At 70.7% G+C, this 21,644-nt stretch carries 8 protein-coding genes and 1 tRNA gene; 4 read left to right on the forward strand and 5 right to left on the reverse strand.

Translation table 11 applies throughout. The annotated features are described in order from the left end of the window. Positions 1–30 precede the first annotated feature (30 nt). The 3 genes from KAH28_RS07420 to KAH28_RS07430 form a co-directional block, all read right to left on the reverse strand. Positions 31–4,995, reverse strand: a complete 4,965-nt coding sequence (locus KAH28_RS07420; RefSeq protein ID WP_290575351.1) for a type I polyketide synthase — start codon at positions 4,993–4,995, stop codon at positions 31–33. Between the two features lie 3 nt (positions 4,996–4,998). Then, positions 4,999–13,665 (reverse strand): type I polyketide synthase, encoded by an 8,667-nt coding sequence (locus KAH28_RS07425; protein ID WP_290575352.1) that lies wholly within the window; start codon positions 13,663–13,665, stop codon positions 4,999–5,001. A 70-nt stretch (positions 13,666–13,735) separates the two neighbouring features. Next, complete coding sequence (locus KAH28_RS07430) at positions 13,736–14,551, reverse strand: sulfatase-like hydrolase/transferase (protein WP_366918144.1); 816 nt, start codon at positions 14,549–14,551, stop codon at positions 13,736–13,738. A 197-nt stretch (positions 14,552–14,748) separates the two neighbouring features. Between KAH28_RS07430 and KAH28_RS07435 the strand changes: the two genes are divergently transcribed. The 4 genes from KAH28_RS07435 (at position 14,749) to prpF (ending at position 19,692) form a co-directional block, all read left to right on the forward strand. Next, positions 14,749–14,825: transfer RNA gene (locus tag KAH28_RS07435), tRNA-Met, on the forward strand. A 320-nt stretch (positions 14,826–15,145) separates the two neighbouring features. Then, on the forward strand, positions 15,146–15,688 hold the full coding sequence (locus tag KAH28_RS07440; RefSeq protein WP_290575354.1) for a YiiD C-terminal domain-containing protein: 543 nt from the start codon (positions 15,146–15,148) through the stop codon (positions 15,686–15,688). Between the two features lie 226 nt (positions 15,689–15,914). Continuing rightward, positions 15,915–18,512: a Fe/S-dependent 2-methylisocitrate dehydratase AcnD gene (gene acnD / locus KAH28_RS07445; protein WP_290575355.1), complete on the forward strand. Its 2,598-nt coding sequence runs from the start codon at positions 15,915–15,917 to the stop codon at positions 18,510–18,512. Position 18,513: 1 nt separating this feature from the next. Next, positions 18,514–19,692, forward strand: a complete 1,179-nt coding sequence (gene prpF / locus KAH28_RS07450; protein WP_290575356.1) for a 2-methylaconitate cis-trans isomerase PrpF — start codon at positions 18,514–18,516, stop codon at positions 19,690–19,692. A 164-nt stretch (positions 19,693–19,856) separates the two neighbouring features. On the opposite strand, the gene KAH28_RS07455 is transcribed toward prpF, so the two are convergent. Both KAH28_RS07455 and KAH28_RS07460 read right to left on the reverse strand, forming a co-directional pair. Beyond that, positions 19,857–20,351, reverse strand: coding sequence for a hypothetical protein (locus tag KAH28_RS07455; RefSeq protein ID WP_290575357.1), 495 nt, complete (start codon positions 20,349–20,351; stop codon positions 19,857–19,859). A 154-nt stretch (positions 20,352–20,505) separates the two neighbouring features. Next, on the reverse strand, positions 20,506–21,378 hold the full coding sequence (locus KAH28_RS07460; protein ID WP_366918145.1) for an MBL fold metallo-hydrolase: 873 nt from the start codon (positions 21,376–21,378) through the stop codon (positions 20,506–20,508). Positions 21,379–21,644 lie beyond the last annotated feature (266 nt).

A 21,644-nucleotide genomic window follows, 5' to 3' on the forward strand; every position in this document is an offset into this window, starting at 1 on the left:
GGGGGCTGAGAATGAGACGTACGTGGTTGACTAATGCAAGGTTGCGGCCGTTTCGCCACTCGCCGGCGCCACCGCTCCGAGCAGCGGCGCGGCGGCCGGCCGGGCCGCATCCGCGGCCACCGCCATGATGGCGGTGTCCGATACGCGCACGACGAGCACGGCCGTCTGCTGCCCGTGATGTTCCACCCGGACCGTGCCATTGCCGCGCTCGTCGAGCGTGGCGCCGATCACGTGCCAGTCGAGCGGCGTGCCTTCCAGCCCGGTCCGGCGAGCCTTCGCCGTTGCCTCCTTGGCGACCCAGAACGCTACCACGGCGGCGTCACGCTGTGGCGAGGACGCCGGCAGCAGCGCCTGCTCGGCGGGCGCGAGCGCGCCGGAGACGACATCCTCGAAGCGCACGCGCTCCAGGCCCTGGTAGTCGATGCCGACCGTCAGTCCGGGCGGCACCGCGCAGGCCACCGCATGCCCGCGCGAATGCGCCAGGCTGATCGACGGCAGCGGACGGTCGCCCACCAGCGGGCAGCGCAGCGACGGCGCGCCCGCCTCGTCGGTGGTGACCTCGATATCGGCATTGGCGAGCTGCAGGCCGTAGTGCGCGGCGATCCAGTCGCGCGCGGCCTCCTTGGCCGCGAAGCGCCCGAGCACCCACTCCTCGCGCCGCTTGCCCGAGGCCGGGAGCGCATAGAACTGGGCGCGCTCGGTCTCGTTCATCGCCATGTGCGCCAGGCCGTGCTTCCAGATGCCGCCGCCACCGTCCAGGAAATGCTCCGGGAACGCCGGCACGTGGCGCGCGAACCAGCCCTCGGGCAAGGGCATGACGGCCGGTAACGACAGGAAGCGCTCGGTCGGCTTCAGTCGGTACTGGTAGAGCCGGTCCGGCACCTCGAACTCGCGATCCTCCCAGCCGGTGGCCCGCGCCAGCAGCGTGCCGTCGGGCAGGATGATGTCGACCTCGGCCTCCAGCGTGGACTCGCTGCTCATGCGCATGGTCGCGCGCCCGATCAGGCGGGTCCCGGCAGGCGGCGTCGGTGCATGGACGCGGAAGCAGCCGACCCGGAACGGGAACACGTTGTGCTTCCAGCCGAACTTCTCGCTGATCCAGAAGCCCGCGAGCTGACCGGCGGCGTCGAGCAGCGCGGCGTCGAACTGGAACTCCGGCCGCGTGGTATGCGCGAAATAATCGTGCGCGGGCAGCACTTCCATCTCGGCCTCGATGGCCTCGTCCGACCAGCGCAGCAGGCGCCGGACGCCCTGCAGGCGCGGACCGTGGAACATGCCGCGGTCGTAGAGCTCGCCGTCCGGATTGTTGACCGCGGCGCGCCCCTCGCCCGAGGTCCAGGCGATCGGCTCCGGCGCGGCCGGCAGCGCTTCGGCGAAGCGGACGATGCCCTCGAACACCAGCATGCCGCCGTCCATGCGCGCTCCCGGAATCTCCGCGAAGATGCGCCCCGAGTAGGTGCCGGCTTCGGTGCCCGGCGTCACCACGATGCGCAGCGCCAGCGACTCGCCTTCCAGCGCCAGCCATCGGCTGCCGCGGGCGTTGTCGATGCCGACGAAGCGCGCGCCCTCGCCGGCCATGCGCTTGGCGGCCTCGGCGAGCGTCTCCATGGAGAACGTGAACGGCACGATGGGCAGCGGCAGCAGCGTCCCGTCGTGCAGCGAAGGCTGCCCGCCCAGCGTGTGGTCGGCCAGGTACGGATCCTTCGCCATCGTGCAGACGCGCCGGATGACGAGCTGCTCGGCGCTCTCCTCGACGACCTCGCCCAGCAGCGGGAAGGGGTCCGGGCGGTCTGCAGCGGCCGGCGTCGCGGGCTGCGCCGCGGCGGTGGCCGGCGCAGCCGTGCCCGCGGGCGCGCCGCCGGCTGCGACCGCCAGCACGCGCTGCTGATTCTCGAGGAACTGCTGCATGAGCGCGAAGTGGCTCTGGATCCACGCCGTGCGCGGATCCTCCGGCGCGGCCGGTGGCGGTGCCGGCGATGCTGCGGGTGCCGGCGTTCCGGCCGGCGACGCCGGCGCGGCCGCGGCTGTCGTATCCGGTGCCGCGGGTGCCGGCGCAGGCGCCGGTGCCGGCGCCGGTTCGGGCTCGGGCATAGCCGGCAGCATGTCCGCCGTGAAGCGCAGCAACGGCATCGACAGGTTCAGCGTCGGTCCCGGCTTCGCGGCCTCGGGCGCGGCATCCAGATCGATCTCCGGCAGTCCGCGATGCGCGAACAGGGCCTCCGGTCGCAGCGTGTGCCCGAGGCTCCACAGCCGGGCCAGCGTGCTGAGGAAGTGGCGATTGTCGGGCTGCCGGCGACTGTTGCACGACAGCGCCACGGCGTCCCTGTGCTCGCGCAGGATGTCGCCGACGAAGCCGGTGAGATTGGCGCTGGGCCCGACTTCGAGGAAGGTGCGCGCGCCGTCGGCGTAGAGCTGGCGCACCGTGTCGACGAAGCGCACGGGGGCGGTCCACTGGCCGCAGGCGAGCGCGCGGATGGCGTCCGCTTCGGCCGGGAAGCGCGCCGCGCTGGCACAGCTGTAGAGCGGCGTCTCGGGCGCGGTCACGTCGATGCTCGCGTAGTAGTCGACGAAGGCTTCCGCCACCGGCGCGAACAGCGGCGTGTGGTACGCGCGGCCGAAGGGCAGCTCCGAGCAGATGCCGCCGGCCGCGGTCAGTGCCGCGTGGGCCTGCTCGATATCGGCCTTGTCGCCGAACAGCACCGCCTGGTTCGGGCAGTTGTCCATCGCCAGCCAGAGCCGGTCGGACAGCTCGGCGATGGCGGCGTTGCGCTCATCCTGCCCCAGCGCGCCGACGGTCAGCAGGCTGCCGTGGCGCACCTTGCCCTCGCCCTCGACACGCCGGTACACGCGGTTGAGCTCGAAGGCCATGCCGGCGAGCGCCTCGCGGTCCTCGGGCCGGATGACACCGGAGGCCACCAGCGCGCTGTTCTCGCCGGTGGAATGACCCACCATCATGTCGGCCCGGATGCCCAGCCCCGCGAGCAGTCCCGCGAAGGCCTGGCTGCTGGCGAAGACCGACTCGGACCCCAGGTCCATGTCGTAGAGCGCGGTGTCCAGCGCCTCGCGCTGCTCGGCGCTCAGGCCGGTCGGCGGCGGCATCATGGCGTCGCTGGGCCGGTAGTCGCGGCCCTCGGCGAAGATGCGGTCGAGGAAGTCGAGCCACTCCCGGACCTGCGGCCAGGCCACCACGAGGTCGCCCAGCATGCCGGCGTACTGCGCGCCCTCGCCCGGGAAGACGAAGGCGAGCTTGCCCGCGGGCGGCTGGTCGCCGGCGCACATCTGGCCGTTGCGGGTATGGAAGCTGCCCTTGCCGTCGGCCAGCCGCTCGCGCGCCTTGCCGAGCTGGCCGAGGGCGGCGTCGACGTCCGCGGCCACGATCGCCAGACGATGGCGGCCCGCCTCGGCGTCGGTGGCCGCGCCAGCGCGCTGCGCCAGCGCCCGCGCCACGCAGGCCAGCGAGACGCCGGGCTCGGCGCGCAGGCGTGCCACCGTGTCATCGACGGCTTGCAGCAGCGCATCGTGACCGGCGGCAGCGAACAGCAGCAGCTCCTCGGACGGCATCTCCCACTGCGGCGACACCGAGATCTGCGCCTCCGCACGCGACGGGCGGTACTCCTCGAGCACGGCATGCGCGTTGATGCCGCCGAAGCCGAAGGCGTTGACGCCGGCGCGGCGCGGCGCGCTGCCGCCGTGCACCCAGGGACGCGTCTCGGTGTTGATGTAGAACGGCGTGCGCTCGATCTGCAGCTTCGGATCGACCTCGTCGCAGAGCATGGGCGGCAGCACCTTGTGGTGCAGCGCCAGAGCGCTCTTGATCAGCGAGGCGCTGCCCGCCGCCGGGATGCAGTGCGAGATGTTGGACTTCACCGAGCCCAGCGCGACGCGCGGCGCGTGGCCCTCGCGCGCACCGAAGACCTCGGCCAGCGACTCGACCTCGGTCTTGTCGCCCATCGGGATGCCGGTACCGTGCGCCTCGATCAGCCCCACGGACGCCGGGTCGACGCCGGCCGCCTCGTAGGCGCGGCGCAGCGCCAGCACCTCGCCCTCGGGCCGCGGCGCGAGCAGGCCGCGCGCGCGACCGTCGCTGGAGGTTCCGAGCCCCTTGATGACGGCATAGATGCGGTCGCCGGCGGCCTCGGCGTCGGCCAGCCGCTTGAGCACCAGCATGCCGGCGCCCTCGCCCAGCAGCGTGCCACCGCCCTCGGTCGAGAACGGGCGGATGCGGCCGCGCGACAGCGCGTTGAGCTGGCAGAACACCATGAACAGCTGCGGCGCGGTGTGCGCCTGCACGCCGCCGGCCAGCACCATGTCGCAGCGCCCCGAATGCAGCTCGCGCACGGCGAGCTCGACGGCGATCAGCGACGAGGCGCAGGCCGCGTCGATGATGTAGTTCGGCCCCATCAGGTCGAGCCGGTTGGCGATGATCCCGGTGGTGACGTTGGGGATGACGCCCGGCGCCATCTCGGCGTTGAAGGCGGGCAGCTGCGCGCGCAGCGAGCGCCGCAGCGCCTGCAGATCCGCGGCGGTGAGATCCGGCCGCGCCGTCTTCAGTGCCTCCAGCGTCTGGTCGATCGCCATGCCGTGCTGCATGACGGTGGTGTAGCCGCGGTTGATGTAGGTGCCGCGCCCCAGGATGACGCCGGCGCGCTCCGGCTCGTAGCCGCCGCGCCGGTAGCCGGCATCGGTCAGCGCATCCTGCGCCAGCTTCAGGGCCAGATAGTGATCGGGCTCGCCGCCGTCGATGGACGACGGCATGATCCCGAAGTCGGCCGGATTGAAGGTCGCGAGATCGCGCAGGAATCCGCCCTGGTTGGTGTAGATGCGGTCGCTGTCGCCGCTGTCCGGATCCAGGTAGGGGCCGGTCCAGTCAGCATCCGCCGGCCCGACGGCGTCGACCTTGTCCAGGATGTTGCGCCAGAACGCGCGCGCGTCGGCGGCGCCGGGGTAGCACCCGGCGACGCCGACAATCGCGATGTCGGCGGGCGTTGCGGCCATCGGTCAGCCGCTCACCATGCGGCCGAGCGCCTTCGAGCCCGTGCTTTCGGCGTCCTCGAAGACCAGCCGCACGCGATCCTGCTCGTCGATCACCCAGGCATCGTAGTGCGTGTACTCGGCGGTGGAGTCGCTCCGCGCGCGCCACACCAGGCGCAGCTGCTGCGGCGCGGCGGGTGCGCCATAGCGGCGGATGCTGGCAAAGGCCGAGGGCAGCGCCGAGGTATCGAAGCGGTGACGCGACCACAGCCAGGCGAGCTGCGCGACGCAGTCCATCAGCACCGGATCCAGCACCCACTCGTCGCCGGCGATGTCCAGACCGCGCGGGGTGCTCACCCCAACCGGCGCATCGATGCCGACATCCGAGATGCGCAGCGCATCCTGCAGCAGATGGAAGCGCGGCCCGTGGATCAGATGCCGGTCGTAGGCCTCCGGCGCGGGCAGCAGCTTGACCTCGCCGAGGTCGGCCACTGCCGGCGCCGCTTCGGCATCCGGCAGCCGCTCGACAATGCGCAGCGACGCGCGGTAGCAGACCCGGTTCTTGTTGCCGGTATCGACGATCTCCAGCTTCAGGACCTGCGACGCCGCGTCGGAATGGCTCGATGCCCGCGCCCGCACGCGCAGCTGGCGCGGCTCGCAGTCCAGCAGCCGGATACCGGCCAGCACGCGGACGTCGTTGATCTCGGCGACGCGCCAGCCCGGCCAGCCCGCCTCCGCGACCTCGGCCATCCACTCGACCGCCATGGTCGCCGGCACCACGCCGGTATCGTCGAGCTGGTGGTCCACCAGCCACGGATCGCTCTGCAGCGAGATCGCCTGATCCAGCTCGAGCGCGCCGCCGGCGCCCATCTTCAGCTCCGAGCGCACCATGGGCAGCGCGCCCAGCGGCCGGGCCGCGGCGGGTGCGCCGCCCTCGCCCTGCTGCCAGGGACCGTCGCCGACGACGATCTCGACCTCGTGGCGCGGCCCGTAGGCGATCTCCTGCAGGAAGTAGCGGCAGCCGTCGGCGAGCGGAATCGGAATGATTCCCTGACTCCGGAAGGCTTGCTTGACGGCGTCGGTGGCCATGCCCGCGTCCCACGGTCCCCAGTTCAGCGAGACCACGCGGACCTGGCTCCACTGCCGCGACAGCTGCCAGGCGATGCGGTTGAGTGCCTCGTTGGCGGCCGCATAGTCGGCCTGCCCGCGGTTGCCGTAGCGTCCGGCTACCGAGGTGAACATCACCATCAGCTTGAGGGATTCGGGATCGACCGCGCGCACCAGCGCGACGGCGGAGTCCACCTTGGTCGCGAACACGCGCGCGAAGGATTCCTCGGTCTTGTCGGCGAGCAGCTTGTCCTCGATGACCCCGGCGCCGTGAACAACCGCGTCGAGGCGACCATGGGTGGCGTAGATCTCGCCGACCAGCGCCGCGACCGCGTCGGCGTCGCGCACGTCCACGGCACGGTAGTCGACGGTCACGCCCGCCGCCTCGAGACCGGCCACCGCGGCACGGATCTCGCGGTCGGCGAGCACGCGTGCAACGGCACGGTCGATCTCGGCCGGCTTGGGCTTCTCGCCCTGCGCCTTGGCACGCTCGACCATCACCTTCTTGAGCGCGGCCTCGTCGGACGCCGCCGCCAGATCGTCGGCCTCGGCCTCCGGCAGCGCGCTGCGGCCGGCCAGCACCATGGTCATGCCGGGCTGCGCGATCTCGCGCAGGATGCTGGCCGTGATGCCGCGGGCGCCGCCGGTGGCCAGCACCACCCAGTCGCCCTGCGGCTCCAGATGCGGCGCGAAGCGCGTGTCCTGCAGCGGCTCGGCCACCGTGGCCGAGGTGTAGCGCGCATCACCGACATAGCCCACTTCCGGCAGCGCCTCGGTGCTGGCGAGCTCGTCGAGCAGCAGCCGCGCGACGCTCTCCGGCGTCTGGCCGTTGAAGTCCACCGGCATCAGATGGGCATCGGGCAGCTCGCGGCGGGCGCAGTTGAGCAGCCCCACGACGCCGCCGGCGACCGCCGGACCGTCGGAGAAGGCATCGCGCCCCAGCGTGCCGCCGAGACGCGTGGCGACCACCAGTCGCAGACCGGATGCCGCTTCGCCGAAGGCGCGCAGGCAGGCGAAGGTGGCCGTCACGGCCGGCCGGCCGGCAGCGAGCTGCGCGACGAGATCGTCCGTGTCTGCCGTGCGCAGCCCGTGCAGCAGGATGACGCCGGCGACCGGGCCGTCGATGCCCGCCACGACGTCGCGAATGCCCGCTTCGTCCCCGGCCGTCGAGAACACGGCGACGAGGCCGGCCTTGTCGAGCTCCGCGCGCAGCGCAGCGGCATGCGCACCGCCTTCGTCCTCGCCGAGCACGAGCACCGTGCCCGACAGCGTTGCACGCTCGCCGACCGGCGCGATCTCGCGCGGCCGGATGACGTAGCGCCCGAGCGGCCCGTCGCTTTCGGCATCCGCGGGCGCGCTCGCGGCGGCCGGTGCAGCGGCCGCGACGGGCGCGGCAGCCGGCGCCGCCCCGCTGGGCACCTCGGCCAATGCATCGAGCACCGCCTGCAGCGACTTGGCGCGGGTGTAGCGCTCCATGTCCGCCTGCATGGCGTCGTGGATCGCCGCCGGTGCCTGCTTGGCGAAGGCGCCGATGATCTCGACGCGCTTGATCGAGTCGATGCCGAGGTCGGCCTCGAGATCGGCTTCAGGGTCGATCATCTCTTCCGGATAACCGGTCCGGTCGGCCACCAGGGCGAGCAGCGCGGCCTTGCCGTCGAAGTCGGCGGCAGCCGCGGTATCGACCGCGACGGCGGCACCGGCCGGCGCCGCGGGCGCGGCCGCCTCCATCGCCGGCAGCGCATCGAGCACCGCCTGCAGCGACTTGGCCCGCGTGAAACGTTCCATGTCCGCCTGCATGGCGTCGTGGATGGCCTGCGGTGCCTCCTTGGCGAAGGCACCCACGATCTCGACCCGCTTGATCGAGTCCACACCCAGATCCGCTTCCAGATCGGCCTCGGGATCGATCATTTCCTCCGGATAGCCGGTGCGGTCGGCGACCAGCGCCAGCAGCGCCGCCTTCGCATCGAAGGCCGGCGCCGCCGAAACGGCAGCCGACGGCGCTGCCGTAACCGCAGCTGCCGGTGCGGCAGCGATCTCGGGCAGCGCGTCGAGCACCGCCTGCAGCGACTTGGCACGCGTGAAGCGTTCCATGTCCGCCTGCATGGCGTCATGAATGGCCTGCGGTGCCTCCTTGGCGAAGGCGCCCACGATCTCGACCCGCTTGATCGAATCGACACCCAGGTCCGCTTCCAGATCGGCCTCCGGATCGATCATCTCTTCCGGATAACCGGTGCGGTCGGCGACCAGCGCCAGCAGCGCTGCCTTCGCGTCGAAGGCCGGTGCCGCCGGCGCGGCCGCGACCGGTGCGGGCGCCGTCGGCGCGGACTGCGCGGCATCGGCGGCGGGCATCGCGGGCGCCGCCTGCGGCGGGACCGCCTGCTGCGGCGGCGCCATGGCGGGCGCCTGCGGCTGCGGCATGGCCGGCATCTGCGCGGGCAGGCCGGACGTCGCCGCCGGCTGACCCGACAGTGCCCGGGTCATCACCTGCTCCTGCAGCGCCAGGAACTGCTGCATGGTCTGCTGATAGGCGACCAGCGCCTCCTGACCGAACTGGCTGGTGACCGGCGCGGCGGCAGCCTGCGGCTGCGGCATTGCCGGAGCCTGCGCGGCTGCCGGAGCGCTTTCGGGTTGCGCAGGGGCCGCGGGCGCGGCCTGGCTCTGGCGTTCGGCGGCGGCGCGCTCCAGCGCGGCCTCCTTGTCCTCCAGCAGCAGCGCCGGCAGCGTGTTGGCGCGGCGCTGCTCGTCGTTCATCGGACGCGCGCAGCCACCGGAGAGGAAGAAGGTGGTCGGCGCCAGCTGCGGCGGCGTCAGCAGTGCCGGCAGCTGTGCGAGCGTATGCCTGGCGATGCCGCGCTTCTCGTAGAGCGCACTGACCGGAACATCGACACCCGCACAGGTGATCTCGGCCAGTGCGTTGAGCAGACCGCGCAGGCCGCCGCCGGTACCGTCCATGCTGATCACGGCGGCATCGCTGCCGGGCAACGTCGCGCGGATCATGCCGGCGCAGATGGCGCGTGGGCCGCATTCGATGAAGCAGTCGACACCATCGGCCGCCATCGCCTCGATCTCGCCGACGAACTCCACCGGCGACAGCAGATGGCCCTTCAGCTGCGCGACGATGGCGCCGGCGTCATCCGGATAGGCCTGCCCGTTGTTGCCGTAGAGCGCGCACGCCGGCGCACCGAACTGTGCGGCGTCGATGGCGGCGCTGAGCGGGCCCTGGGCACTGCCGACCAGCTCGGTGTGGAAGGCGCCGGAAACCGGCAGCCGGGTGGCACGGATGTCGCGCGCCTTGGCCTTCTCGATGCAGGCATCGACCGCCGACGCCTCGCCCGAGATCACGACCTGCTCGGGCGCATTGTGATTGGCGATCCAGACCCGGCCGCCGCCCTCGATCAGGGACGCGACCGTCTCGCGCGAAGCCTGCACGGCCGCCATGGCGCCGTCGGCACCCTCAGCGGCATCGGCCATCGCGGCACCGCGCGCGGCGGACAGGCGCAGGAAGTCGTCGGCATCGATGACACCGGCAGCGTGCAGCGCGGTGTACTCGCCGTAGCTGTGGCCGGCAACGGCCGCCGGCGTCACGCCCAGCCGGCGCAGGAAGTCGAGATAGCCGAGCGACAGCGTGCCGATGGCCGGCTGCGCGTGGCGGGTGTTGGTGATGGCCTTCTGCTGCGCATCGCGCTCGGCGTCGCTGAAGGCGGCCTCGGGCCACATCAGCTTGGCCAGCGGGCGCTCGAAGGTGTCGGCGAGCACGCTGCCGGCGCGCTCCACGGCGTCGCGCAGCTCGTCGATGTAGAGCGCGGCCTCGCATCCCATGCCGACGGACTGGGCGCCCTGCCCCGGGAACACGAAGCCGATCTTCTGCCGCGGCTTGCGATCCAGATTGCAGACCGTGCCCGGCGGCAGCGCCGCGCCCTCGGCCAGATGCGCGCGCAGCCCGGCCACCTGCTTGCGCAGGGTGGCGTGACTGTCGGCCGCGAAGGCCGCCGCACAGGCGGCATCGCGCACCTTCTCCGCCTCGGCGGCGAGGGTGTGCGCGATCTCGGAAACGGGCAGCTCGTCGCCGGCGGCCAGCGCCTTGTCGAGCTTCTCGACCTGGGTGCGCAGCGCATCGCGATCGCCGGCCCGGAACAGGAACAGCTCCCACGGCCACTGCCGCGCGCCGGCCGGCTCCGGCACGGCGTAACCGCCCCGGTACTCCTCGAGCACGGCGTGGAAGTTGGTGCCGCCGAATCCGAAGGCGGAGACACCCGCACGGCGCGGATGGTCCGGATGACGGAGCCACGGCCGCGGGTTGTCCAGCAGATAGGCCGGCGAGTCGGGCGAGCCGATGGCGTCGATGGGATCCTCGACCCCGACGTGCGCGGGCAGCACCCGGTGGTGCAGCGCCAGCGCGACCTTGATGAGGCCGATGACGCCGGCCGCGCACTTGGTGTGCCCCAGGATGGTCTTGATCGAGCCCAGCGCCACGCTCTTGGGCGGCGCGCCGTAGTCGGCCCAGGTGCGCGTGATGGTCTCGGCCTCGGCGCGGTCGCCGACCAGTGTGCCGGTGCCGTGCGCCTCGACCAGCTCCACCGAGCCCGGACCGAAGCCGGCCTTGGCGTACACCCGGTCCAGGGCGCGCATCTGGCCTTCCGGCCGCGGCGCGGTCATGCCCAGCGCCTTGCCGTCGGACGAGCCGGCGGCGGCCTTGATGACGCCGTAGATGCGGTCGCCGTCGGCCTCGGCGTCGGCCAGGCGCTTGAGCACGACCAGCGCCACGCCCTCGGAGATGACGATGCCGTCGGCGTTCTTGTCGAAGGTGCGCGCCTTGCCCTGCGGCGACAGCGCCTGCGTCTTGGCGAAGCACAGGAAGCCGTGCGGCCCCTGCACGGTGTCCACGCCGCCGGCGATGGCGACACTGGAGCGCCCGGTCTCCAGCTCCTGCGTGGCCAGCGTGACCGCGGCCAGCGAGGAGCCGCAGGCGGCATCGATGGTGAAGTTCAGGCCGCCGAAATCCAGACGGTTGGCGACACGCCCGGCCGCGACGTTCTGCAGCGCGCCGGAGAAGGATTCGTTGGTCCACTCGGGCAGGCGCTCCCAGACCGCATCGTCCGGAATCTCGACGAAGCGCGGCAGCTCGGAACGCACGCCGTACTGCATGCCGAGGTCGCCGACGCCGCCGCCGGCGCCGAGGATCACCGAGGTGTTCTCGCGATCGAAGTCCTCGTCGAGGCCGGCATCGGCCAGCGCACGCGCGGTCGCTTCCAGCGACAGCAGCTGCATAGGGTCGATCGACTTCATCGAGCGCGGCGGAATGCCGAAGCGCAGCGGATCGAAGGTGATCTCGTCGAGGAAGCCGCCCCACTTCGAGTAGATCTTGTCGCGCGCCTCGCGATCGGGATCGAAGTACAGGCGCCAGTCCCAGCGTTCGCGCGGCACCTCGCGCACCACGCTGACCTTCTGCATGACGTTGTGCCAGAAGGTGTCGGCGTCGTCGGCGCTGGGCATGACCATGCCGATGCCGACCACCGCCACGTCCGACGGCGCCGCGGCCTGCACGCGCGCCTCGACCGCGGATTCGAGGTCGACCAGGCGCCGCGTTCCCGCGGCACTGACCGTCTCGTGCAGATCGGCGACGGAGACGACCCGATCACGCATGGTCGCGACCTGGCCGATCATGTACATGCCGTCGGTCTTCTGCTGCTCGGCATCGATCTCGACGATCTCGCCGGCGTCGTTGCGCGTGCGGCCCTTGGAGGCCAGCCGCAGGCGGCCGAGGTTCAGATCCTCGAGCGCATCGCGGATTTCCTCGGCCGGCTGGCCGGCACGGATGAGCTCGCGCCGGCGCTCGTGGAACTCGCGCGCGAAGGCGGTATCGACGCAGCGCGTGGCATGCCCCGGCCCCGTCTCCAGGCTCGCGGTGTGCCGGCAGGCCAGCGCCTCGTCCTGGAAGCCCTGCACCACCGCGCCGCTGCTGACGATCTCCTTCGTGAACAGGTACGCCGTGCCCATCAGGCCGCCGACGCGGATGCCGCGCTCGGCGAGCGGTGCCGTCAGCGCCGAGAGCATGGCGCCGGACACATCGTCCGAGATGCCGCCGGCGAAGAGCACGTGCACCTCGTGGGCGTCCTTCTCGCTGACCGCCTCCAGCAGCGCCGCGATCATCTGCTCCCACAGCGGGAAGCTGGCGATGGGACCGATGTGGCCACCGCACTCGCGCCCCTCGAAGACGAAGCGACGCGCACCCTGCTCGTAGTACATCTTGAGCAGCTGCGGCGCCGGCACATGGATATAGGCAGGAATGCCGCGCGACTCGAACTGCGCCGCCTGGTCCGGCCGCCCGCCGGCGATCAGCGCGAACGGCGGCTTGTGCTTCCAGACCGCCTCGCACTGCTCGTCGCGCAGCGCCTGCGGCACGAAGCCGAGCAGGCCCACGCCCCACGGCAGATCGCCCGCCTTCTCGGCGGTTTCGGCGAGCAGCTCGTCGACCTGCTCGCCGCGCATGAGGGCCAGTGCCAGGAACGGCAAAGCGCCGCCGCCCGCGACATCCGCCGCGAACTGCGCGCTGTCCGACACCCGCGTCATGGGACCCTGCACGAGTGGATAGCGCGTGCCGTGCGACTGCGCCAGCGGTGCGTCCTCGTCCAGATGACGCTGCTGCGCCGCGATGCGCAGCGAAGCGAAGCTCTGCTTGCGGATCGCCTTGATGACGCGCGCCACGCGCGGCTGCGCCATGGCAGCCGCCACGCCGATGCCCTGCCCGATGGGGCGGAGCTGCCCGTCGTCCCAGCCGACCAGCGGCGCGAGCTGCTTGCGCCAGGCCGCCGGAGCGGCATCGTCGGCTTCGGCCTGATTCAGCAGCTTCTGCGCATTGTCGATCGTTTCGCTGCCCGGTCGCGCGTAGACGCGGCACGGGGCATGCAGCAGCTCACCCAGGCTGCGGCTCTCGGAACCGTTGAGACGGCCGATCTCCTTCTTGAGGTCGGTCTCCAGCGGCGCCTCGTCGCAGAGCAGCAGCTGATCGTCCAGCACGACGCCGGCGGCGCCGGCGGCGCGCAGGGCCGCCGCGGCATGGGGACCGATGCCGCCGCGCACCAGCAGCGGAAGGCTGGACCGGGCCAGCAGCTTCTGCGCCAGGATGTAGCTGGAATCCTCACCGCCCCAGCCCGGTGCCTCGAAACCCTTGGCGACCAGGCCGTCGGGCTTGAGCTGCCCCAGCTTGACGTCGGCGTGGGTGACCTCCAGCAGCAGCCGGTCGCCGGGATTGCCCTCGCCGCGCGCCTTGCGCAGCGCGCGGGCCAGCTTCACGGCGTCCTCGCCGGGTCCGCCGGCGATGATCGTCAGGGGCCGGTCGGCAGGCGCCGCGGCGAGCATGTCCCGCGCGAGGTCGGCCGTCTCCGGCACCGCCCTGATGCCGATGCCGCCGTGGGCACTCTCCGCCACCAGCCGCGCGAACAGGGCTGCGGCATGGGCGGCGTCCCCGGCGAACTCGCAATCGATGACACCGACGGCGCCGGCGCGAGCTGCGGAAACGGCCACGCCGGGATGCGACCAGCCCGCCGGATTCAAAGCAATGACGTCGAACGTGCTGCGTTCCGTCATGATCTTAACCTCATCCCCGTCGAATACGGGCGGAAAATGCAATATCGCGCGCGCCGCCGGACCCGCCGTGCTAGCGCTTCTTGCCCTCTAGGAAGGGCACTTCCATGACCTTCTCGTGATTGATCGGGCCGTGCCCGAAATAACCGCCCTCGCCGAAGCACTCGCCGTGATCGGCGGTGACGATGAAATGCGTGTTGACCGGCGCCTTGCTGATCAGCGCATCGAGCACACCGTCGACGTGCTCGACCGTCTTCACCTGCTGTGCGTGCAGATCGTGCATCTGCGTCTCGTCGAAGAAGCGGTCGTCGGCCTGTGCGCCGAGCTCGTCATCCATGCGCTTGAACACCCCGTGCACGCCCGAGATGTGCGGCAGGCTGTCGCCGTCGAGCATGTAGGGATAGTGCGTCTCCCCGAGATTGCAGAAGTAGAACGACGGCTCGTCCTCATCGAAGGCCATGCCCTCGACCATGCCGGCGAAGTCGTTGTGGTCGTCCATCAGCTTGTAGTCGTCGAAGTGCCGGTTGAGGTGCGACTGCGGGTTCAGCACCGGCAGCGACACCCGGGCAACCGTCCGGTAGCCCTGCTCCTGCAGCACATGCGGCAGCGACAGCTGCGGGACGAAGCTCTTGAAGGACAGACCGTCGATACCCAGGCGATCGACCCACAGCGCGAAGTCGTTCTTGTAGACCTCGGACGCGAACACACCGCGCGGCGACGTGTGCGGGATCATGCCCATCAGATAGGTGTAGTGCGAAGGTGAGGTCCACGACGCATACGAATAGCGCCGCGCCCCCTCGCCGAGCCGGTCCATGCTCGGCGTCCTTGCACGCTGCCAGCTGTCGAAACGGCAGCTGTCCATGACGATGTATACGAGATTATTCGGGATCACGAATGAGAAAGGTTCCGACTGAACGGTCGATTGAGAGCCTACCACGGGGTGCCCACGATAACGCTAGTAACCCTTCCCCGGTGTAGGGATTCGCCGATATTCCTGCGCAGTCATGCACACCGCGTGCCGCGCCCCGCCATCCATCCGCCGCCACTGGCGGCCGCCGCCACGTTTGGCTAGAATCGCGGCCCTTCGGCAAGGTAGCTCAGCTGGTTAGAGCGCGGCACTCATAATGCCGAGGTCGCGGGTTCGAGCCCCGCCCTTGCTACCACCTCTTATCGAAGCCCTCGCCGCACGCGCTTCCGGAAGCCGGTTCGCGTGCCGCAGAGGCCGCGCGGCATTGCCCGCTCCCGGCACGCGCGACGTTTGCCCCTCACTCGCGGTGGCGCCGCATCGTTGGCGTCCGGAGACGGGCGCGATCCCCCTGCACCATTCATCCGGGCGGCTGCCGGGTCGGCCGGGTTGCGCATAATGGTCGCTCGAGGCGATGCGGCGCCCGTCCGGCACGGCTTTCCGGCGCCGGGCCGGCACCGCTACCGATGGCACGGATGACGGCTCCCGGAGCCGGCAAGGAGATCGAAGGGAATGGCAATGCGGGAACAACTGCAGGTGGGGCTGCAGCAGGCGGTGGCGCGCGCCGGTGACTGGGGTGTGCCGGTTGCGGATATCGAGCGGGCGGTCGACGAGAAGGTGCAGCCGCTGCTGCTCAAGCATTTCTCCCGCCTGGTGATCCCGTTCGTGCGGCGCAGCGGGGTCCGGGTTGTCGCGCTGGAGCCGGGTCGGGTCGTCTGCCGCATGCCGCTGCGCGGCAACGTCAATCACATCGGCACCATGTATGCAGGGGCACTGTTCACGCTTGCGGAGTTTCCCGGCGGCCCGCTGATGCTGGCTACCTTCGGCATGCGCCGCTTCATTCCCATTGTCACGGAGCTCGATCTCCGCTTCGAGCGGGCGGCGAAGACCGATGTCACGGTCGAGCTTGCCCTGGATCCGGCCGAGGCGCAGCGCATCGAGGCCGAGACCCTCGCCGAGGGGCGCGCCGACTTCGAGTTGCGGGGAGCGCTGACCGACGCCCGCGGCGAGGCGGTGGCACACAGCCGCGCCACCTATCAGATGCGCCCCCGCAGGCGCTGAGCAGGGGTATCGCCGACCGCGCATATGCCGCGCGGTTACCGGCGCGGAGCGTTTTAATGGCAAGATTGCGCCCCGCCGAATGCGGCCCGTACGCCCGCGTCACATTCTCCGAGTGACGAGCGTCAGTGCCTGCGCCCATTCACCGCGCCGCGGCTGCCGCCGCAGGCCACCGCGCTGACGACCGGTCGGCACGGCATCTATAGAGGAACGCTGAATCGCAATGGTCATGAACACCGAATACCGCAAGGCACTGCCCGGCACCGATCTGGATTACTTCGACGCGCGCGCCGCCGTCGACGCCATCAAGCCGGGCGCGTACGACACCCTCCCCTACACCTCGCGCGTGCTGGCGGAGAATCTCGTGCGGCGCTGCGATCCGGCCATGCTGACCGACGCGCTGAAGCAGCTCATCGAGCGCCGGCGCGATCTCGACTTCCCCTGGTTTCCGGCGCGCGTGGTCTGTCACGACATCCTCGGCCAGACGGCGCTGGTCGACCTCGCCGGCCTGCGCGACGCCATCGCGGAGCGCGGCGGCGATCCGGCCAAGGTGAACCCGGTGGTGCCGACCCAGCTGATCGTCGACCACTCGCTGGCCGTGGAGCACGCCGGCTTCGAGGAGGACGCCTTCGAGAAGAACCGCGCCGTCGAAGACCGCCGCAACGAGGACCGCTTCCACTTCATCGACTGGACGAAGCAGGCCTTCGAGAACGTCGACGTGGTGCCGCCGGGCAACGGCATCATGCACCAGATCAACCTGGAGCGGATGTCGCCCGTCGTGCACGCAGTGGACGGCGTGGCCTACCCCGACACGCTGGTCGGCACCGACAGCCACACCCCGCACGTGGACGCCCTCGGCGTCATCGCCGTGGGCGTCGGCGGCCTGGAGGCCGAGAGCGTGATGCTGGGGCGCGCGTCCTACATGCGCCTGCCGGACATCATCGGGGTCGAGCTCACCGGCAAGCCGGCTCCCGGCATGACGAGCACCGACATCGTACTGGCCCTGACCGAGTTCCTGCGCAACGAGAAGGTCGTGTCGGCCTATCTGGAGTTCTTCGGCGAGGGCGCCTCGGCCCTGTCGCTGGGCGACCGCGCCACCATCTCCAACATGACGCCGGAATACGGCGCCACCGCTGCGATGTTCTACATCGACGAGCAGACCATCGACTATCTCAAGCTGACCGGTCGCACCCCGGAACAGGTCGATCTGGTCGAGCGCTATGCCAGACACACCGGCCTGTGGGCCGATGACCTGACCAGCGCCGAGTACGAGCGCGTGCTGCGCTTCGACCTGTCCAGCGTCACGCGCAACCTCGCCGGCCCGTCGCGGCCGCATGCGCGCGTGTCGACCGCGGACCTGGCCAAGGCCGGCATCTCCGGCAAGGTCGAGCTGCCCGAGGACGGCAGCATGCCGGACGGCGCCGTCATCATCGCCGCCATCACCAGCTGCACCAATACCTCCAACCCGCGCAACGTCATCGCCGCCGGCCTGCTGGCCCGCAACGCCAACCAGCGCGGGCTCACCCGCAAGCCCTGGGTGAAGAGCTCCTTCGCGCCGGGCTCCAAGGCGGTGAAGCTGTACATGGAGGAGTGCGGCCTGCAGGACGAGCTGAACCGGCTCGGCTTCGGCATCGTCGCCTTCGCCTGCACCACCTGCAACGGCATGAGCGGCGCGCTGGACCCCGACATCCAGCAGGAGATCATCGACCGCGATCTGTATTCGGTGGCCGTGCTCTCCGGCAACCGCAACTTCGACGGCCGCATCCATCCCTATGCCAAGCAGGCCTTCCTGGCCTCGCCGCCGCTGGTAGTGGCCTACGCCATCGCCGGCACCACGCGCTTCGACATCGAGAAGGACGTGCTCGGCCATGACGCCGACGGCAATCCGGTCACGCTGAAGGACATCTGGCCGAGCGACGACGAGATCGACGCCATGGTGAAGAGCGCGGTGAAGCCGGAACACTTCCGCACGGTCTACGAGCCGATGTTCAACTTCAAGATCGTCGACGGCGACAAGATCAGCCCGCTCTACGACTGGCGTCCGCAGAGCACCTACATCCGCCGCCCGCCCTACTGGGAGGGCGAGCTGGCCACCGCGCCCTCGCTCAAGGGCATGCGTGCGCTGGCCGTGCTGGGCGACAACATCACCACCGATCACCTGTCGCCGTCCAACGCCATCCTTCCGGACAGCGCCGCCGGCGAGTACCTGGCGAAGATGGGCCTGCCGGAGGAGGACTTCAACTCCTACGCCACGCACCGCGGCGACCACCTCACCGCCCAGCGCGCCACGCTCGCCAATCCCAAGCTGATCAACGAGATGGCAGTGGTCGACGGCGAGGTCAAGCAGGGCTCGCTGACGCGGCTCGAGCCGGACGGCAAGGTCATGCGCATGTGGGAGGCCATCGAGGCCTACCAGGAGCGCAAGCAGCCGCTCATCGTCATCGCCGGCGCCGACTACGGCCAGGGCTCCTCGCGCGACTGGGCCGCCAAGGGCGTGCGCCTGGCCGGCGTCGAGGCCATCGTCGCCGAGGGCTTCGAGCGCATCCACCGCACCAACCTCATCGGCATGGGCGTGATGCCGCTGCAGTTCCAGGAAGGCACCACGCGCAAGACGCTGGGCATCGACGGCAGCGAGACCTTCGATGTATCCGGTACCCCCGCACCGCGCGCGACGCTGACGCTGCACATTCACCGCAAGAATGGCGAGGCGCTGGAAGTGCCGGTGACGTGCCGTCTGGACACCCAGGAGGAAGTGCACATCTACGAGGCCGGCGGCGTGCTGCAGCGCTTCGCGCAGGACTTCCTCGAATCCGAACAGGCCGCCTGACATGCCGCACGCACCGCAGATCCGCGTTCCCGCCACCTACATGCGCGGTGGCACCAGCAAGGGCGTGTTCTTCCGGCTGCAGGACCTGCCCGAAGCCGCGCAGGTGCCCGGGGAGGCGCGCGACAAGCTGCTGCTGCGCGTCATCGGCAGCCCGGACCCCTACGCCAAGCAGATCGACGGCATGGGCGGGGCGACCTCGTCGACGTCGAAGACCGTCATCCTGTCGAAGAGCAACAGTCCGGATCACGATGTCGATTACCTGTTCGGCCAGGTCTCCATCGACAAGGCCTTCGTCGACTGGAGTGGCAACTGCGGCAACCTGACCGCGGCGGTGGGTGCCTTCGCCATCAACAACGGGCTCATCGACGCCGCGCGCATCCCCGACGACGGGCACTGCACGGTGCGCATCTGGCAGGCGAACATCGCCAAGACCATCGTCGCGCACATTCCGATCACCGATGGCGCCGTGCAGGAAACCGGGGACTTCGAACTCGACGGCGTGACCTTCCCCGCCGCCGAGGTCGCCATCGAGTTCATGGACCCGGCCGACGGCGAAGGCGCCATGTTCCCCACCGGCAACGTCATCGACGATCTGGAGGTGCCGGGCGTCGGCACGCTGCGCGCCACCATGATCAACGCCGGCATCCCAACGGTGTTCGTGGACGCCGACGCCATCGGCTATACCGGCACCGAGCTGCAGCCGGCAATCAACGAGAACGCCGAGCAGCTGGCGATGTTCGAGACCATCCGCGCCCACGCCGCGGTGCGCATGGGGCTGATCGACAAGGTCGAGGAAGCAGCCAACCGCCAGCACACGCCGAAGGTCGCCTTCGTCGCGCCGCCGGCCGGCTACACGGCCTCCAGCGGCAAGCAGATCGCGGCCGGTGACATCGATCTCAACGTGCGCGCGCTGTCCATGGGCAAGCTGCACCACGCCATGATGGGCACCGCCGCCGTGGCCATCGGCACGGCCGCCGCGGTTCCGGGGACCACGGTCAACCTGGCCGCCGGCGGCGGCGAGCGCACCTCGGTGCACTTCGGCCATCCCTCCGGCACGCTCCGCGTCGGTGCCGAGGCGAAGCAGATCGACGGCCAGTGGAGTGCGACCAAGGCCATCATGAGCCGCTCGGCGCGCGTGCTGATGGAAGGCTGGGTGCGCGTTCCCGGAGATACCTTCTAGCGCAGGGACACGTCACCGGCCGCGGCTTCGGCGGCTCCCGGACGGGATCGCGCACCGGGAGGCGCGCCACCGCTGTCCGCGACCGCACCTGCGGCGTCCACTGCGGCTCGTGGCCACCGGACACGGCCGACCCCGTGCTCCGACCGGGCATGCGCCGCGCCCGATCAGCAGTAGCAGCGATAGCCCTCGGCGCGTTCCAGCCAGCGCCTGGCGCCTTCGTGCTCCAGGTCGGCCGCCGTGCGCATCCAGACCGCGGCGCGGTCCATGTCGACAGTACCGAGATCGCCATTGGCGAAGATGGCGCCCGCGTTGTAGGCGGCGCGCGCATATCCCGCTTCCGCGGCGCGCCTGTACCAGAGCAGTGCCGACTGCGGGTCGGGCTGTCCGGTCATGCGGCCCTGGGCATAGGCAACGCCCAGGTTGAACTGTGCGGCGGCATCGCCGTTGACCGCGGCGCGGTCCAGCAGCCGGGCGCCGCGGCGGTCATCGTCCAGAAGGAGACGCACCCCCAGCATGCCGCTGTTGTAAGCCATCGCGGCATACATGCTGCGCTGCTCGGCATGGGCCGGCGTGCTCGCTGCAGCCGCGGCCGCCATCACCAGCGCTCCCACCCCCGCCGACGCTGCGCGGCGCCACCCCTTGCATTGCCTTTCCGCCATTGCGCTCTCGCCCGACGCCGCCTGGCCGCCTCCCACGGCGGGACGTCGGGACGAGACTGCAGGCCGTGCGCGACCACGGCATACCCGCACCGATGAACGTCGGGGCCGGCTGGATCAGCGGATTCCGATGAATCCCGGCCCCGCTCCGCGATGCTCAGCCGCTGCCGAGCTGATCGAGCGGGATGCGCAGATAACGGATGCCGTTGCCCTCGGGCTCCGGCAGACGGCCGGCCGCGATGTTGACCTGCAGCGACGGCAGGATGAGCGCGGGTGCCCGCAGCGTGCTGTCGCGCTCATTGCGATGCTCCACGAAGAGATCCTCTTCCACGCCGTCGCGCACCATCCGGTTGTCGGCGCGGCTGTCCGCCACGGTCGTCTCCCAGCGCACGGCCCTGCCGCCCGGCTGGTAGTCGTGACACATGAACAGCCGCGTCTCCGGGGGCAGCGCGTGCAGCCGCTGGATGGACCGGAACAGCGTGCGGGCATCCCCGCCGGGAAAATCGGCCCGCGCGGTGCCGTAATCCGGCATGAAGAGCGTGTCGCCCACGAAGCATGCGTCGCCGATGCAGTAGCTGACGCAGGCCGGCGTATGGCCGGGCGTATGCATCACCGTCGCCTCGATGCCGCCGATGGTGAAGGCGTCGCCGTCGGCGAAGAGGTGATCGAACTGCGAGCCATCGGTGGCGAAATCCGGACCGAAATCGAAGAGTGGCCCGAAACGCGCCTGGACCGCCCGGATGTGCTCCCCGATGGCGATCCTGCCGCCGAGGCGCTCCCTGATCACCTGCGCGCCGGACAGGTGATCGGCGTGGGCGTGCGTCTCGAGGATCCACGCCACCCGGTAGTCGCGCGCCCGCACCATGTCCATCAATTGATCCGCGCTGCGACGGGCGGTGCGGCCGCTGGCCGGATCGTAGTCGAGAACCGGATCGATGACCGCGCACACGCCGGTCTCCGGGTCCCCCACCACATAGCTCATCGTGAAGGTGGCAGGATCGAACAGAGGGTCGATGGTGGGCTTCCGCATCATGCCGCTCCGCTTCGACGGGACCACGCATCGGTGCGCGGGTGATGAGGTGCGCGGTCGGAGACGGCGGATATCGTCGCGGAGGTCCGGAGAGCGGCCGGACCGGCCGGGTGCACCAGGTGCACCCCCCTGCGTTCCGCGCTGTTCCGGGCGGCACTGGCAGTGGTACCCGTCGCGCGGTCTCTCGCATCCGCGTCCAGGGTCGTCACTCCGATCTCCGCGGGAAGCGGATGCCAGCCGTTGCGAGGGGAGCGCGGGCCGAGCAT

It is taken from the genome of Algiphilus sp., from assembly GCF_023145115.1.
Lineage (GTDB): Bacteria > Pseudomonadota > Gammaproteobacteria > Nevskiales > Nevskiaceae > Algiphilus.